A 15,859-nucleotide genomic window follows, 5' to 3' on the forward strand; every position below is an offset into this window, starting at 1 on the left:
GGGCGCCGTGTCGTGGGTGCAGGCTGCCGTACAAGTCTCAGGTACGTCGACGGGGTTTCGACGGGCGGTACGTCGAGACGTGCGGGTCGCCGTCGATCCAGAACCGCCAGGGATACGTCGCACCGTCCCCGCCGGCACCACTGACCCCTACCCGCGGGCCGATCCGGACCGCGGTCAGCGGCACCGGCTCGCCCGCCCGCACGTGCACGGGCGACTCCGGGTCGCTCAGATCGGTGCCGTTGCGGCCCAGGTCGGTGAAACCCAGGGCCAGGGCCAGCCGCGCGGGCCCACGGGCCAGGTCTCGGTCGGGGACCGTGCCTTGTCGGCCTCGAAGTCCACGGCGTTCCCGAGCGAGGCCGACGCCGTGCACGACCTCGCCGGCCCGGAGCAGGAGGCCGGCCGCGTGCCCGACCGGACCGCAGACGACGTTGATGCAGTAGTGCATCCCGTAGGTGAAGTAGACGTACAGGTGCCCCGGAGGCCCGAACATCACCGAGTTGCGCGGCGTCTGCCCGCGGAAGCCGTGCGCTCCCGGGTCGTTCGCGCCGTCGTACGCCTCGACCTCGCAGATCCGCACTCCCACGCCGGCGTGCTCGACGTACGCCCCGAGCATCCTCGGCGCCACGTCGAGCACGTCGACCGAACCGTCGAGCGGGAACGGCAGCGAGGCAGGACCGGTCATTCCGCGGCGTGGTCCCCGGGGACTCGCCGGGTCCAAGTGCGCAGCTCGTCGTTGCGCTCATCGACCTCCTGGAGCTGGTCGCGCACCCGCTCCGGCGCCGTACCGCCCCGGGAGCTGCGCGAGGCCAGAGAGCCCGGCACGCTCAGCACCTCGCGCACCCCGGGCTGCAGGGCCGGATCGATCTCCTGCAGGTCCTCGTCGGTCAGCTCCCACAGCTCGATGCCGCGCGACTCGCACACCCGCACGCACACACCGGCCACCTCGTGCGCGATCCGGAACGCGACCCCCTGACGCACCAGCCAGTCGGCGATGTCGGTGGCGAGGGCGAAACCCTGAGGCGCGAGCGACTCGAGGCGCTCGATGTCGAAGGTGAGGGTGGCGACCATCCCGGAGAACGCCGGGAGCAGCACCTCGAGCGAGTCGACGGCGTCGAAGATCGGCTCCTTGTCCTCCTGCAGATCACGGTTGTAGGCGAGCGGGAGGCCCTTGAGCGTCGTCATCAGTCCCGCGAGATCACCGACGAGGCGACCCGCCTTGCCCCGCGCCAGCTCGGCGACGTCGGGGTTCTTCTTCTGCGGCATGATGCTCGACCCGGTGGAGAACGCGTCGTCCAGCGTCACGAAGGAGAACTCCCGGGTGGCCCAGAGGATGACCTCCTCGGCGATGCGGGAGATGTCCACCGCGGCCATCGCCGCGACGAACGCGAACTCGGCGACGACGTCCCGACTCGCGGTGCCGTCGATGGAGTTCGGCGACGAGGTGCTGAAGCCCAGCTCATGGGCCACGGCGAGCGGGTCGAGACCGAGCGCCGTACCCGCCAGTGCCCCGGATCCGTAGGGCGACTCGTCCGCGCGCACGTCCCAGTCACGCAGCCGGTCGACGTCCCGCAGCAACGCCCAGGCGTGGGCGAGCAAGTGATGGGACAACAGCACCGGCTGCGCATGCTGCAGGTGGGTGCGGCCCGGCATCGCGACACCGAGGTGCGCGCGGGCGTGCAGGACCAGGGCGTCGACCACGTCGAGCAGCAGTCCCCCGACCTCACGGGCGTGCTCGCGCAGGTAGACCCGGAAGAGCGTGGCGATCTGGTCGTTGCGCGAGCGGCCGGCGCGCAACCGGCCGCCCACCTCCGGACCGGCCCGGTCGATCAGTCCCCGTTCGAGCGCGGTGTGCACGTCCTCGTCGTCCGGTGCGGGACCGAACGCGCCGCTCGCGACGTCGTCCGCCAGCCGGTCCAAGGCGTCCAGCATCGCGGCGAGATCCTCCGGCGACAGCAGTCCCGCTCCGTGCAGCACCCTGGCGTGCGCCCGGGATCCGCGGATGTCGTACGACGCGAGCCGCCAGTCGAAGTGCGTCGACTTCGACAGCGCCGCCAGGGCGTCCGCCGGCCCGTCGCTGAACCGGCCGCCCCACAGGCTGACGGTGGGCGCTGAGGTCGCTCGGGTCTCGTCGGTCATTGCGGTGAGTCTCCTTGATCGCGTGCGGCATCGGTGTGCTCCGCTGCGTCGAGCAGCGCTCGTGCCACCGCAGGTGCGGTGGCGGACGAGCTTGCCACCACCATGACGGTGTCGTCCCCGGCGAGGGTGCCCACCACGTCGGCGGCGAGGGAGTGGTCGATCGCGGACGCCAGGTAGTTCGCGGCTCCCGGTGGGGTGCGCAGGATGACCAGGTTCTCCGTGACCGTCGCGGTGACCAGCAGCTCGGCGCACACGCGGCGCAGCCGCTCGTCCACCTCGCCGCCGTCGGCGGGCGGCCGTGGCCGGTCGTCGCCGCCCTCGGCGGGCACGGCGTACACGAGCTGCGAGCCGTCGCGCACCTTGGCGGCGCGCAGCTGCACGAGGTCCCGCGAGAGCGTCGCCTGGGTGACCTCCACCCCGCTGCGGGCCAGGTGGTCGGCCAGCTCGGACTGTGAGCGGATCCGCTCGGACGTGATCACCTCCACGATGAGCCGCTGGCGCGCCGTCCGCGTCGCCGGGATCACGACTGCTCCAGCAGGAAGGCCAGCAGCGCCTTCTGGGCGTGCAACCTGTTCTCGGCCTCGTCGAAGACCACCGACGCCGGCCCGTCGATCACCTCGGCGCTGATCTCGAACCCGCGGTAGGCCGGGAGGCAGTGCAGGACGATCGCATCGTCGGCGGCGTGGCTCAGCAGGTCGGTGTCGACGGCGTACGGCGCGAACGGGGAGTCGCTGCCCTTGCGGGTCGCGGACTCGCCCTCCTGACCCATCGACACCCAGGTGTCGGTGATGACGACCTGCGCGGCGTCGACCGCGGCGCGCGGGTCGTCGGTGAGGGTGATCGATCCCCCTGTCGTGGCGGCGATCTCGTGCGCACGGCGGACGACCTCGGGGTCCGCCTGCGCCACGTTCGGCCCGCCGACCCGAAGGTGCATGCCCGCGGTCGCGAAGCCGAGCAGGTAGGAGTGGGCCATGTTGTTGGCGGCGTCGCCGACGTATGCCGCGGTGAGACCGGCGAGCCTGCCGCGGTGCTCGGTGATGGTCAGCAGGTCGGCCAGGATCTGGCACGGGTGGAACTGGTCGGTGAGCGCATTGACCACCGGCACCCCCGCGTACCGCGCCATCTCCTCGATCCGGGACTGGTCGAACGTGCGCCACACGATCGCGGCCACCTGCCGACCGAGGACCCGGGCGCAGTCGGGGATCGACTCGCGCACCCCGATCTGGGCCATCGACCCGTCGACGACCACGGGGTAACCGCCGAGCTCGGACACCCCTGCGGAGAAGGACAGCTGGGTGCGCAGCGTGGGCTTGTCGAAGACGAGCGCGACGGACCGCGGGCCCTCCAGCGGGCGGGCAGCGAAGCGCTCCCCTTCAGGCGCGCTGCCTCGTCCAGGATCCTGGCCTGCTCCACCGGAGTGACGTCGTCGTCGCGTAGGAAGTGCCGGGTCATGAGGTTGCCTCCTGCAGGATGCCCGGGAGCGCATCCAGGAACTGGTCGAGTTGGGTCGTGCTCAGGATCAACGGCGGTGCAAGCCGAGTGCCTGCGGCGCGACGGGATTGACGATGAAGCCGGCCTCGCGGGCGGCGACGGCGACTGCGGGCGCGATCGGCTCGGCGAGGGTGATGGCCTGCAGCAGGCCCATCCCCCGCACGCCGGTGACTCCATCCGGGGCCTCGTCGTGGATGCGTTCGGCCAGCAGACGGCCGAGGTGCTCGGCGTTCGCGAGCAGTCCCTGCTCCTCGATGGTCTGGACCACGGCCAGGCCCGCTGCCGCGGCCAGCGGATTGCCCCCGAAGGTGGACCCGTGCTGACCCGGCTGCAGCAGCTGTGACACCTGATCGCCGAACGTCACCAGGGCGCCGACAGGCACTCCCCCACCGAGCCCCTTGGCCACCGTGATGGCGTCCGGCACCACGTCGGTGTGCTGGTGGGCGAACCAGCGGCCGGTGCGTCCCATGCCGGTCTGGATCTCGTCCAGGATCAGCAATGCCCCTGCGGCTGTGGTGATCTCGCGGGCCGCCCGCAGGTAGGCCGGGTCGGGCACGATGACGCCGGCCTCACCCTGCACCGGTTCCAGCACGACTGCCCCGGTCTCGGAGGTGACCTGCGACGCCAACGCGTCGACGTCGCCGTACGGGACGTGACTGACGCCGGGCATCAGCGGTTCGAACGGCGCGCGGTAGGCCGATTTGTGGGTCAGTGCGAGCGCGCCGGTGGTGCGCCCGTGGAAGGCGCCCTCCGCGGCCACGATGCCTGGGCGGCCGGTACGCCGCGCCAGCTTGATGGCCGCTTCGATCGCCTCGGCGCCGGAGTTGGCGAAGAAGACCCGCGAGCCGTCCGGCGCGTCGGCGATCCGCAAGAGCTGCTCGGCGAGCTCGATCTGCGGGCGGGACGTGAAGAGGTTGGAGACGTGGATGGCCTCGGCCGCCTGCTTGGACACCGCCGCCACGAGGGCCGGGTGCCCGTGGCCGAGCACGTTGACGGCGATGCCGCCGAGCAGGTCGAGGTAGCGCCGGCCGTCGGCGTCCCACACGTAGCAGCCGTCGCCGTGCGTCAGCACGAGCGGGGGCGTGCCGAACACGCCCAGCAGGCTGCCCTCGTAGCGCCGCAGCAGGTCCTGCTGGGCGGTCATGCGTCGTCCTGCGGAAGCACCATGGTGCCGATCCCTTCGTCGGTGAAGACCTCGAGCAGCAGCGAGTGCGCCCGGCGGCCGTCGATCACGTGCGCCTGAGGCACTCCGCCGCGGATCGCACGGATGCACCCCTCCAGCTTGGGCACCATGCCCGAGTCCACCTCCAGCAGCAGCTCTTCGGCGCGCTGCAGGGACAGGGAGCTGAGCAGGCTGTCGCGGTCGGGCCAGTCGGCGTAGATGCCCTCCACGTCGGTGAGCATGACCAGCTTGTGCGCACCCAGCGCGACGGCCAGCGCCGACGCCGCGGTGTCGGCGTTGACGTTGAGCACCTGCCCCGGCTCGGCCAGGTCCGGCGCGACGGAGGACACCACGGGCACCCTGCCGGCGTCGAGCAGGTCGCGGACGGCGGCCGGGTTGACGGTGACGACGTCGCCGACGAGCCCGATGTCGACCTCCTCGCCGTCGATCAGCGCGCCGCGGCGACGTGCGCCGAAGAGCGAGCCGTCCTCGCCGGACAACCCCACGGCCAGTGATCCGTGCTGGTTGATCAGGCCGATGAGCTCACGGGAGACCTGGCCGGTCAGCACCATGCGCACGACCTCCATCACCTCCGGTGTGGTGACGCGCAGACCGGCCTTGAACTCCGATTGCAGGCCCAGCCGGTCGAGCATGATCTGGATCTGCGGGCCGCCGCCGTGCACGACGACCGGGCGCAGCCCGGCGTACCGCAGGAAGGCGACGTCCTGGGCGAACGCGAGCTTGAGCGCGTCGTCGGTCATCGCGTTCCCGCCGTACTTGATCACCACGAGCGCGTCGCGAAACCGCTCCAGCCACGGGAGCGCCTCGACCAGCGTGACGGCCTTGTCGGCGGCGGCGATCAGATCGGTGCGCGGGCGAAGGGTCATGTGCTGTACGCCGAGTTCTCATGCACGTACTCGTGGGTGAGGTCGTTGGTCCAGATCGTCGCCGCCGCCTCCCCCGCGTGGAGGGCCACGACGACCTGCACCTCCCGACCGCTCAGATCGACGCCCGCCCGGTCCTCGCCCACGCCACCGGACCGGCACACCTGCACGCCGTTCATCCAGACGTCCAGCTCGGCCGGGTCGAAGCTCGCGTACGTCGTGCCGACGGCCGCCAGCACCCGACCCCAGTTCGGGTCGTTGCCGAAGACCGCGCACTTGAAGAGGTTGTTACGCGCGATCGCCCGGCCGACCTCGAGCGCCTCGGTCGTGGAGAGGGCGGAAAGGACCTCGATGCTGATGTCGTGATGCGCGCCCTCGGCGTCGCCGATGAGCTGGCGGGCCAGGTCGGCGCAGCAGTCGGTCAGAGCATCCACCAGCTCCGCTCGATCGACGGTGATGCCGGAGGCACCGGAGGCGAGCACCAGGACGGTGTCGTTGGTGGACTGGCACCCGTCGGAGTCGATCCGGTCGAAGGTGATCTCCGTCGCCGCGTGCAGCGCCGGCTCGAGGTCGGTGGGGTCGACCACGGCGTCGGTCGTGATGACCACGAGCATCGTGGCCAGGGCCGGCGCCAGCATCCCGGCGCCCTTGGCCATCCCGCCGACCGACCATCCCGACCGCGCGACCGTCGCCTGCTTGGGGTGCGTGTCGGTGGTCATGATCGCGGTGGCAGCCGCCGTACCGCCCTGTGCGTCGAGTGCCTCGACGCTCCGGGTGACACCCGACAGCAGTCTGTCCATCGGCAGCAGCTCGCCGATCAGACCTGTCGAGCACACCACGACGTCACCCGCGGAGACGCCGATCGCGTCCGCGGTCGCCTCGGCCGTGCGGTGGGTGTCGGCGAATCCCTGCGCACCCGTCAGCGCGTTCGCACCGCCGGAGTTGAGGATCACGGCATCGGCTCGGCCGTCGGAGACGACCTGCCTGCTCCAGGTGACCGGCGCCGCCTCGATGCGATTGCTGGTGAAGACGGCGGCCGCGTAATGGTCGGGCCCGTCGTTCACCACGAGCGCGACGTCGGAATCGCCGCTGGCCTTCAGACCCGCGGTCACACCGGCTGCCCGGAACCCCTGCGGTGCGGTGACACTCACGGCCTACTCCCTGTCTCTGCGTTGTCGGTCCTGCTGGTGCCGGTCGTCGTCACGGTGCGATCCCCGCTGTCGGCAGGCCGGTCGTCTCGGGGAGCCCGAGCGCCAGATTCATGCACTGCAGCGCAGCGCCCGCCGTGCCCTTGGTGAGGTTGTCCACGGCTGCGACGGCGACCACCCGGCCGACCCGCTCGTCGACCTCGACCTGCAGATGGACCATGTTGGACCCGAGCACGCTCCCGGTCGACGGCCACGACCCGGATGGGAGCAGCTCGACGAACGGCTCGTCGGTGTACGCCGCGGCATACGCCTCCCGGACCTGCCCCGGTCGGACGCCGTCGGCCAGGGGTGCCGTGCAGGTGGCGAGGATTCCCCGCGGCATCGGGGCGAGGGTGGGGGTGAACGACACCCGCACCGGAGCGCCACCGGCCACGGCGAGATTCTGCTCGATCTCGGGGGTGTGCCGGTGGGTGCCCCCGACGCCGTACGGCGACATCGCGCCCATCACCTCGGCCCCCAGCAGGTGCGGTTTGAGGCTGCGCCCGGCACCGGAGGTGCCGCTGGCAGCGACGATGACCACGTCGCGCGGCTGCACCAGTCCGGCGGCGAACGCAGGAGCAAGTGCCAGGGTGCACGCGGTGGGATAGCAGCCGGGGACCGCGATACGACGGGCACCACGCAAGGCGTCGCGCTGCCGACCGCCGGCCGTGAGCAGCTCGGGCAGGCCGTAGGGCCAGGTGCCGGCGTGCGGGGTGTCGTAGAAGGTGGTCCAGGCGTCGGCGTCCTGCAGCCGGAAGTCCGCGCCGCAGTCGATGATCACGGTGTCGGGCGCGAGCTGCTCGACGACCGAGGCGGACGCGCCGTGCGGCAGCGCCAGGAACACCACGTCGTGATCGCGCAGGTGCTCGGCGGTGGAGTCCAGGAGCACGCAGTCGGCCAGCGGGCTGAGGTGCGGCGCCACCTCGCCGAGCGTCCTACCGGCACTGCTCGCCGCCGTGACGTGTCCGATCTGCACGTCGGGACGGCCCAGCAGCAGGCGCAGAATCTCCCCACCGGCGTACCCGCTCGCTCCGGCGACTGCGATCTTCAGCATTGCATGATCATACATGCCTGCGCATACTCATGCGCCGCGCTGGGACGCCCCCGTCTCCTGCTCCGCGCGAGCCACCGCACGGTCGCGGGCCGCGTTCACCTCGGTCGTGGTGAGCGTGCGGTCCGGCGCCCGGAACTGCAGCCGGTAGGCCAGAGACTTCTTGCCCGCACCGACCTGCTCGCCGGAATAGAGGTCGAAGAGGGCTGCCGCCTCGAGGTCGTCACCGGCACCCGCGCGCAGGGCGGCTTCGACTCGCGCTGCCGGGACGGTCTCGTCGACGACCAGAGCCACGTCGCTGCTGGCCATCGGGTACGTCGAGACGGGTGCCGAGACCGTGTCGCCCTCGCTCGCGGCGAGCAGCACGTCCAGGTCGAGTTCACCGGCGACCGTACGTGCGGGCAGTTCCAGGGCCTCGCCGACCTTCGGGTGCACCTCTCCGACCCAGCCGGCGATCCCGCCGCCCGGGACCGTGACCACGGCGCACCGGCCGGGGTGGAACGGTGCCCGCTCGTCGGCGGCTGTGGTGAGCGCGAGGCCGAGGGCCTGGCCCAGGTCGCGCACGATCTCCAGGGCGTCGGTCCAGTCCGCGCCACGTCCGGGACCCCACCAGGCAGTGCGGTCGCGCTCACCCGTCAGGGCGAAAGCGAGCTGTCGCGGCTGCGGCGGTACGGCGGCACGGATCTGCGCCAGCGTGGCGTCGTCCGGGCGGATGCCGGGCTCCTCGGTGGGCGCCTTACGGCCCTGTCCGTCCGGCAGGGCGACGAGCCCGACCTCGAACAGCGCCAGATCGCGGGCACCGCGGGACACGTTGCGCCGCAGGGCGTCGAGCAGTCCCGGCAGCAGCGTCGTACGGAAGAGGTCGGCTTCCTGGGACAGCGGGTTAGCGATCTTGACGGCCCGGCTGCGGGGGTCGGCGTCGCCGATCCCGAGCCGCTGCAGCACCTGCGGGCTGACGAACGGCGCGCTCCAGGTCTCCTGCAGACCGCGACCGGCCAGCAGGTCCGCGATCGTGCGCCGGGTCTGCTGACTGCGCGTCAGACCTCGACCGCCGGGCGGGCGGGGCACCACCGAGGGGATGGCGTCGTACCCGTGGATGCGTGCCACCTCCTCCACGAGGTCGGGGCCGGTGGTCAGGTCGGGGCGCCACGTGGGCGGCACGACGCTGGCGCGATTGCCGGACACTTCGACGGCGCAACCGATATGGCGCAGGACGTCGACGACCTGCTCCTCGTCGTACGCCACACCGACCAGCCGCGTCGGCAGGGTGAGGTCGAAGTCGATGGTGACGGGAGGGAGCCCGTCACCGACGTCGGTCGCGCCATCGTCGGCGACTCCCCGGCGTACTCGACGAGCAGGTCGACGATCAGTTGTGCGGCCGCGGGGGCCAGGTCGATGTCCACCCCGCGCTCGAACCGGCGCGCGGCCTCCGACGGCAGCTTGTGCCGGCGGGCCGAGCGGGCGATCGAGACGGGGTCGAAGTTCGCCGCCTCGATCAGCACGTCGGTAGTGGTCCCCGAGATCTCCGTGTCGGCGCCGCCCATCACCCCGGCGATGCCGAGCACGCGGTCACCGCCGTCGGTGATCAGCAGATCCTCGCCGAAGAGCGAACGCTCCTGATCGTCGAGGGTCTTCAAGGTCTCGCCGGCGGCTGCCCGGCGTACGACGATCGGACCGGAGATCGTCGCGAGGTCGAAGGTGTGGGTGGGCTGGCCGAGCGCCAGCATCACGTAGTTGCTGATGTCGACGGTCAGCGAGATGGGCCGCATGCCGGCCTCGGTGAGCCGGGTGGCCATCCAGGCCGGGGTGGGTGCGCCCTGGTCGATGCCGCGCACCGTGCGGGTGACATAGCGGCGGCAGCCGGCCTGTCCGCGCAGCGGCGAGCGGTCGTCCAGGCGCACCGCGAAGCCAGTGTCTGCGTCGTGCGGGGCGCGCTGCGCGAGGGCGGGCACCGGATCGGTGGAGACTGCGCCGGTCGCGTGGGAGTACTCACGGGCGACGCCCCGCAGGCTGAAGCAGTAGCCGCGGTCGGGGGTCACGTTGATCTCGACCGTCTCGCGATCCAGACCGAGAAGCGCGACGGCGTCCTGGCCGGGCACCAGCTCCGCGCCCGGCAGCAGCTCGGCCAGCCGGATGATCCCGCCGGAGCCGTCGTCGGGCAGGCCGAGTTCGTCCGCGGCGCAGATCATCCCGGCGCTGACGTGCCCGTAGGTCTTGCGCGCGGCGATGTGGAAATCGCCGGGCAGCACCCCGCCTGGCAGGACGCAGACGACCCAGTCGCCCGCGGCGAAGTTGTGCGCCCCGCAGACGATGCCCTGCGGCTCACCGGTGCCGTTGGCATCGCCCACGTCGACCTGGCACCAGTTGATCGTCTTGCCGTTCTTCTGCGGCTCGGGGTCGGCGGAGATCACCCGGCCGACCACCAGCGGTCCGGTGATGTCGGCGCCGTGCAGGCCCTCCTCCTCCAGACCGACGCGCACCAGGGCGGCGGCGATGTCCGCGCCGGTGGTCCCCGGTGCGATCTCGACGTACTCGCGCAGCCACTCGACGGGCACCCGCATCAGATCTCCATCCCGAACTGGCTGTTGAAGCGCACGTCGCCCTCGATCATCTCCCGCATGTCGGCGACACCGGTGCGGAACATCAGCGCCCGGTCGATGCCCATGCCGAAGGCGAAGCCGGAGTACTTGGCCGGGTCGACGCCGCACGCGCGGAGCACGTTCTCGTTGACCATCCCGCAGCCGCCCCACTCGATCCAGCCGGTGCCCCCGCAGGTGCGGCAGTCCGGGTCGTTGCCGTGGCACACGAAGCAGCGCAGGTCCATCTCCGCGGACGGCTCGGTGAACGGGAAGTACGACGGACGCAGCCGGGTGGTGATGTCCGGGCCGAACAACTCGGCCGCCAGCCGGTCGAGGGTGCCCTTGAGGTGGGCCATCGTGAGGCCCTCGTCGACGGCCAGGCCCTCCAGCTGGTGGAAGGCCGGCATGTGGGTGGCATCCAGCTCGTCGGTGCGGAACACCCGTCCCGGCACCGCGATGTAGAGCGGCACGCCGCGTTCGAGCATGGCGCGGGCCTGCACCGGCGAGGTGTGCGTACGCAGTACGAGACCGGCGTCCGGGGGCTCGACGTAGAACGTGTCCTGCATCTGCCGGGCCGGGTGGTCCTGGTCGAAGTTCAGGGCGTCGAAGGTGAACCACTCGGCCTCGACCTCGGGCCCCTCGGCGATCTCCCAGCCCATCCCGACCATCACGTCGGCCATCTGCTGCCCCATCAACTCCACGGGGTGGCGGCGGCCGAGCGGGCGCCGGTCGGGCACCAGGGTCATGTCGACGCGCTCGTCGGCGAGGATGCGCTCGTCGCGCTCGGCCTCGAGCACCTGCTGGCGTGCCTTGAGCTCCTGGGCGACGCGACCGCGGGCCTGGCCCACGCGCTTGCCCGCCTCGGCCTTCGCGGTCGGCGGCAGCGCCCCGATCTCGCGGTTGGCGAGGGCGAGCGGGCTCTTGTCCCCCTGGTGCTCGGTGCGTGCGATCTTCAACGCCTCGAGGGAGTCGGCGGCCGCGATCCCCTCGATCGCGGACTGCACCGCCGCATCGATCTGAGCGGGGTCCAGAGCAGCCACCTCGACCGGGTCGTACTGCGTGTTGGGGCCTGACATCGACTGCCTTCGTTGAACGTTCGGAGGACTGGCGGAGTCTATCGACGGGAAGCGGTGCTCTTCACGGGTGTTTGCGCCGCAGCGCTGGCGTAGAGGCAGATGGTCGCGGCCATCGCGAGATTGAGGGATTCGGCATGACCGTGGATCGGCACACGGACGACCTCGTCGCATCGATCGCGTACCTCGTGCGGCAACCCCCACGCCTCGTTGCCCATCACCCAGGCGTGCGGTCCGTGCAGGTCGGCGTCCGGTAGCAGCACCTCACCGGCACCGTCCGCCGCGAATACGGCGATCCCGCGCCGCCGGCAGCCGTCGATGACCGACTCCAGGGGCGCGCCGACGACCACCGGCAGGTGCCAGAGGGATCCGGCGGTCGAACGCACGACCTTCGGGTTGTAGAGGTCGACGCTGGAGTCGGTGACGATCACCGCGCGGGCACCGGCGGCGTCCGCACCTCGCAGCACGGTGCCGGCGTTGCCCGGATCGCGCACCTGTGCGAGCACGACCACGAAGCCTGCGGTCGGCTCCACGACCGGGTCCAGCGCGTCGTCCAGCGGTACGTCGACCGGCCGACAGACGGCCAGGATGCCTTGCGGGTGCTGGGTGTCGGCCAGTTCGGCCAGCACCTGCGCGGTGCAGTCGTGCACGGGTACGTCAGCAGCGCGTGCCTGCTCGAGCAGGTCGGCGTGACGCTGCGCCGTCTCGCCGTCGACGTAAACCTCGACGGCGGTGGCGGGAGCGAACCGCAGCACCTCGCGGACGGACTGCGGCCCGTCCGCGACGAACCGGTGGGCCCGCTCACGCGCCGAACGCCGGCCGAGCGCTCGCACTGCCTTCACCCGCGTCGCGCGGGGGTTGGTCAGCACGGCAGGCTCGGCCGGCGTTCGAGGGTGGTGATGTCGTTCAGGCGGCGCTGGTGGCGTCGGACTTCTCCTCGGTCGCCGGCACGTTGGCCTTGGCGATCTCGACGAGGGCCGCGAAAGCCGGGGCGTCGTTGACGGCCAGCTCGGCCAGCATGCGGCGGTCGACCTCGATCTCGGCGGCCTTCAGGCCCTGGATGAACCGGTTGTAGGTCATCCCGTTGGCGCGGGCGCCGGCGTTGATGCGCTGGATCCACAGGCGACGGAAGTCACCCTTGCGGGCCCGGCGGTCCCGGTAGGAGTAACCCATGCTGTGGGTTACCTGCTCCTTGGCCTTGCGGTACAGGCGCGAACGCTGACCGCGGTAGCCGCTCGCCTGTTCCAGGACGACGCGACGCTTCTTGTGGGCGTTGACTGCCCGCTTCACGCGTGCCACGTGAATCTCCTTCGATGAGTGCTACCGGCGCATGCACCGGTGATGCGAGATGGGCAGTGCTTACTTACCGAGCAGGCGCTTGATCCTGCGGGTGTCGGCGGGTGCGACGACGACGTCGTTCACCAGTCGGCGGGCGTTGCTGGAGCTGCGCTCCTGGAACTTGTGCACGTGACGCGCGCGCTGGCGCATCACCTTGCCGGTCCCGGTGGTGCGGAAGCGCTTCTTGGCCCCGCTGTGGGTCTTCATCTTCGGCATCTGCCGGTCTCCTTCGTGTCGCCGGGCCGCGCAGAACGCGCGGGAGGTCCCGGTGTGGCGTGCAAATCTCTGGGCCCGCTGCGAGGCGGGCCGGTCACTCGGTGGTCGCGAGCTCCGTCTCGGGCTGGTCGGCCGCTTCGGCCTCCCGCTTACGACGTCCCTCGGCGCGGGCCTCGGCCTTCTTCTTGACCGGCCCGATCACCATGACCATGTTGCGACCGTCCTGCTTCGGCGAACTCTCGACGAACCCGATCTCGGACACGTCCTCGGCGAGTCGCTGCAGCAGCTTGAAGCCCATCTCGGGGCGGGACTGCTCGCGACCGCGGAACATGATCGTGACCTTGACCTTGTCGCCCGCGTTCAGGAAGCGCTCGACGTGGCCCTTCTTGGTGCCGTAGTCATGCGGGTCGATCTTCAGGCGGAGTTTGATCTCCTTGATGACCGTGTTCACCTGGTTCTTGCGGGCTTCACGGGCCTTGACGGCAGCCTCGTACTTGAATTTGCCGTAGTCCATGAGCTTGGCGACCGGCGGCTTGGCCATCGGCGCGACCTCGACGAGGTCGAGGTCTGCTTCGCCGGCCAGTCGCAGCGCGTCCTCGACGCGCACGATGCCGACCTGTTCGCCGTTGGGTCCGACCAACCGGACCTCAGGTACCCGGATTCGGTCGTTGATACGTGGTTCAGCGCTGATGTCTGCTCCTTCTTCCGCTGCTCCTTCGAAGCTGCGTGGAGACGAAGAAAGGCTCCTCGCCACCCACGGTGCACGAGGAGCCCACGCTGCAGTTCAGGCGGATCGGTCGATGACCGACGCCGACGGCCCATCGATTCGTCGCCGGTGACGATGCACCGACGGACGACCGAGAGGATCGTCGTACCTGGACCGGAACCCCGCGGCATGCCTGCCGCACAGGGTGGAAGCGGTTGCTTCTCTTGCACACCGGCGATGATGACCCGGGCAACTGCCCGGACATAACGCCGATCGGTAGGCACAACGGTAACAGCCGCCCTGCCATTCCCACCAATTCGGCGCCATCGGCTCCATCCATCGCGGTGCGAGGACCGGACCACGGCTCGATAATCACCCCATGCCGTACGACAGGGAACTCGCGCAGCGCATCCGCGTCCTGGTGGAGGGCAGCTACGGACTGTCCGAGAAGGCCATGTTCGGTGGGCTCGCGTTCCTGATCAACGGCCACCTCGCGGTCGCCGCGGGCAGCCGGGGCGCCCTGATGGTCCGGGTGGCACCGGAGCAGACGGCGCAGCTGCTCGACCCGCCGCGGGTCGAGCGCTTCGTGATGCGGGGCCGGGCGCTGGACGGCTGGCTCGACGTGTCCCCCGAAGCGGTCGCCGACGACGAGGCGTTGCACCGGTGGGTCGATGAGGGAATGACGTACGCCGCGAGCCTACCGCCGCGCGAAGGCACCGAGCCCGGCGGCTGAGCCGACCGCCGGCTCAGGCAGCGAGCCGGTGCTCGACCTCGACCGGACGGCCGGTGCGGGGTCGCGCGCCTGCGGCAGCCAGCAGAGCGATGAGCGCACCGAGGATCGACACGGAGACGAAACCTCCGCCGAATCCGAAGTGATCGATCGCCACCCCGCCGATCGGCGCACCGAGCGCCGAGCCGGTCGTCATGAACGAACCGTGCCACCCCATGGCCTCGCCGCGCGCGGACGGCGGGACGACACGGGAGATCGCGTCGACCGTCGCGGTGATGGTGGGAGCGCAGAAGATCCCGGCCAACAGGGAGAACGCCGCCAGCATCCACGGAGAGGTCGCGAGCGCCATGGGGGCGGTCGTGACAGCGAGCCCGAGCAGCAACAGCGACGGCGGGAGCGGGCGCGAGATGGCGCCGTACACGAGACCGCCGACGATCGAACCCACGCTCCACACGACCAGGACCAGCCCGAGGGAGGCCGTGGCGGACCACTGCCTCATGGCTGCGACGAACGCGACGTCGCTGCCGGTGAGCACGATGGTCGACGCGGTGGCAGCCGCGCAGAACAGGACGAACTTCAGCCGGAACCACTCGGCGCGCTGCACCGGCGCGGCCCTCGAACCCGTGGTCGAGGCGTCGCGCAGCGGCGGGTCGGCCCACCAGAGCAGAACGCCCACGACGACGCCGACCATCTCGATGCCGAAGAGCACCCACGTGGTCGAGACGACGGTCGCGAGCCAGACCACCAGCAGCGGCCCGGTCATGAACGCCAGCTCGACGACGATCCCGTCCAGCGAGAGCGCGGTGCGCCGGTCGACCTCGGTCACGGCGGCGATGACGCCCTGGCGGATCACCGAGAAGGTCGGCACCACGAACAGTCCGGCGACGACCGAGAGCACGAGCAGCGCCCAGTAGCCGACGAACGGCGCGATCGACCAGCAGACGCCGTTCACCACGATCGAGGGGGCGACCACGCGCCGCAGGCTGAGACGGTCCAGCAACCGCCCCCGCCACGGCCCTGAGACGGCGATGGCGCTGGTGCCGGCGGCGGCCACCAGGCCGGCCTCGGTGTAGGTGCGGTGCAGGTGGCTGACGACGTGCAGCGTGAGGATGACTCCGGCCGAGAAGATCGGCAGGCGCAGCAGGAATCCGAGCAGCAGTACGCGACGTGCGTCGCGGACGGCGAGCACGCGTCGGTACGGCGTGATGGACATACGTCAATACTTCCATATCGAAATTCTTGACGCCAGTCGTTTTCGTGTGACGTTGCTCGCCACCTCCCGAGCCGGCAACCGACCGCCGCGCCG

13 protein-coding genes and 3 pseudogenes are annotated in these 15,859 nt (G+C 71.0%); 1 reads left to right on the forward strand and 15 read right to left on the reverse strand.

Going from position 1 to position 15,859, the window contains the following annotated elements; genetic code table 11:
* Positions 1 to 37 precede the first annotated feature (37 nt).
* The 14 genes and pseudogenes from LVQ62_RS13810 to infC all read right to left on the reverse strand — a co-directional run bounded on the left by LVQ62_RS13810 (position 38) and on the right by infC (position 13,808).
* On the reverse strand, positions 38 to 682 hold the full coding sequence (locus LVQ62_RS13810; RefSeq protein WP_233762418.1) for a DNA-3-methyladenine glycosylase: 645 nt from the start codon (positions 680 to 682) through the stop codon (positions 38 to 40).
* Positions 679 to 2,136, reverse strand: coding sequence for an argininosuccinate lyase (gene argH, locus LVQ62_RS13815; RefSeq protein ID WP_233762421.1), 1,458 nt, complete (start codon positions 2,134 to 2,136; stop codon positions 679 to 681). The genes LVQ62_RS13810 and argH overlap by 4 nt, the downstream gene beginning before the upstream one ends.
* Entirely contained in the window at positions 2,133 to 2,660 is a 528-nt protein-coding gene (gene argR / locus LVQ62_RS13820) for an arginine repressor (protein WP_370639632.1), read from the reverse strand. The genes argH and argR overlap by 4 nt, the downstream gene beginning before the upstream one ends.
* Positions 2,657 to 3,588: pseudogene (gene argF / locus LVQ62_RS13825) on the reverse strand (ornithine carbamoyltransferase). Before argF ends, argR begins: the two are co-directional and overlap by 4 nt.
* Positions 3,585 to 4,771, reverse strand: a pseudogene (locus tag LVQ62_RS13830) (acetylornithine transaminase). The pseudogenes argF and LVQ62_RS13830 overlap by 4 nt, the downstream one beginning before the upstream one ends.
* Positions 4,768 to 5,676, reverse strand: a complete 909-nt coding sequence (gene argB, locus LVQ62_RS13835; RefSeq protein WP_233762423.1) for an acetylglutamate kinase — start codon at positions 5,674 to 5,676, stop codon at positions 4,768 to 4,770. The pseudogene LVQ62_RS13830 and the gene argB overlap by 4 nt, the downstream one beginning before the upstream one ends.
* Positions 5,673 to 6,824 carry a bifunctional glutamate N-acetyltransferase/amino-acid acetyltransferase ArgJ gene (argJ, locus tag LVQ62_RS13840; RefSeq protein WP_233762425.1) on the reverse strand — a complete coding sequence of 384 codons (1,152 nt, stop codon included), beginning with the start codon at positions 6,822 to 6,824 and terminating at the stop codon, positions 5,673 to 5,675. Before argJ ends, argB begins: the two co-directional genes overlap by 4 nt.
* 49 nt (positions 6,825 to 6,873) lie before the next feature.
* The gene (argC, locus tag LVQ62_RS13845; RefSeq protein WP_233762427.1) at positions 6,874 to 7,914 is read right to left on the reverse strand and encodes an N-acetyl-gamma-glutamyl-phosphate reductase; all 1,041 of its coding nucleotides are present in this window, start codon (positions 7,912 to 7,914) and stop codon (positions 6,874 to 6,876) included.
* A gap of 27 nt (positions 7,915 to 7,941) precedes the next feature.
* A pseudogene (pheT, locus tag LVQ62_RS13850) lies at positions 7,942 to 10,472 on the reverse strand (phenylalanine--tRNA ligase subunit beta).
* The gene (gene pheS, locus LVQ62_RS13855) at positions 10,472 to 11,566 is read right to left on the reverse strand and encodes a phenylalanine--tRNA ligase subunit alpha (protein WP_233762429.1); all 1,095 of its coding nucleotides are present in this window, start codon (positions 11,564 to 11,566) and stop codon (positions 10,472 to 10,474) included. The pseudogene pheT and the gene pheS overlap by 1 nt, the downstream one beginning before the upstream one ends.
* 38 nt (positions 11,567 to 11,604) lie before the next feature.
* Entirely contained in the window at positions 11,605 to 12,432 is an 828-nt protein-coding gene (locus LVQ62_RS13860; RefSeq protein WP_233762432.1) for an RNA methyltransferase, read from the reverse strand.
* Between the two features lie 37 nt (positions 12,433 to 12,469).
* Positions 12,470 to 12,862 (reverse strand): 50S ribosomal protein L20, encoded by a 393-nt coding sequence (rplT, locus tag LVQ62_RS13865; RefSeq protein ID WP_179480266.1) that lies wholly within the window; start codon positions 12,860 to 12,862, stop codon positions 12,470 to 12,472.
* Positions 12,863 to 12,922: 60 nt separating this feature from the next.
* Positions 12,923 to 13,117 (reverse strand): 50S ribosomal protein L35, encoded by a 195-nt coding sequence (gene rpmI / locus LVQ62_RS13870; protein WP_179480264.1) that lies wholly within the window; start codon positions 13,115 to 13,117, stop codon positions 12,923 to 12,925.
* Positions 13,118 to 13,211: 94 nt separating this feature from the next.
* Positions 13,212 to 13,808, reverse strand: coding sequence for a translation initiation factor IF-3 (gene infC / locus LVQ62_RS13875; RefSeq protein ID WP_179483634.1), 597 nt, complete (start codon positions 13,806 to 13,808; stop codon positions 13,212 to 13,214).
* A 394-nt stretch (positions 13,809 to 14,202) separates the two neighbouring features.
* Here infC and LVQ62_RS13880 point away from each other — a divergent pair, with 394 nt between their 5' ends.
* A complete protein-coding gene (locus tag LVQ62_RS13880) occupies positions 14,203 to 14,556 on the forward strand; it encodes a TfoX/Sxy family protein (protein WP_233762436.1) in 354 nt (117 codons plus the stop codon).
* Between the two features lie 13 nt (positions 14,557 to 14,569).
* On the opposite strand, the gene LVQ62_RS13885 is transcribed toward LVQ62_RS13880, so the two are convergent.
* Complete coding sequence (locus LVQ62_RS13885) at positions 14,570 to 15,766, reverse strand: MFS transporter (protein ID WP_233762438.1); 1,197 nt, start codon at positions 15,764 to 15,766, stop codon at positions 14,570 to 14,572.
* Positions 15,767 to 15,859: the final 93 nt, after the last annotated feature.

The organism is Allobranchiibius sp. GilTou73 (assembly GCF_021391335.1).
Lineage (GTDB): Bacteria > Actinomycetota > Actinomycetes > Actinomycetales > Dermatophilaceae > Allobranchiibius > Allobranchiibius huperziae.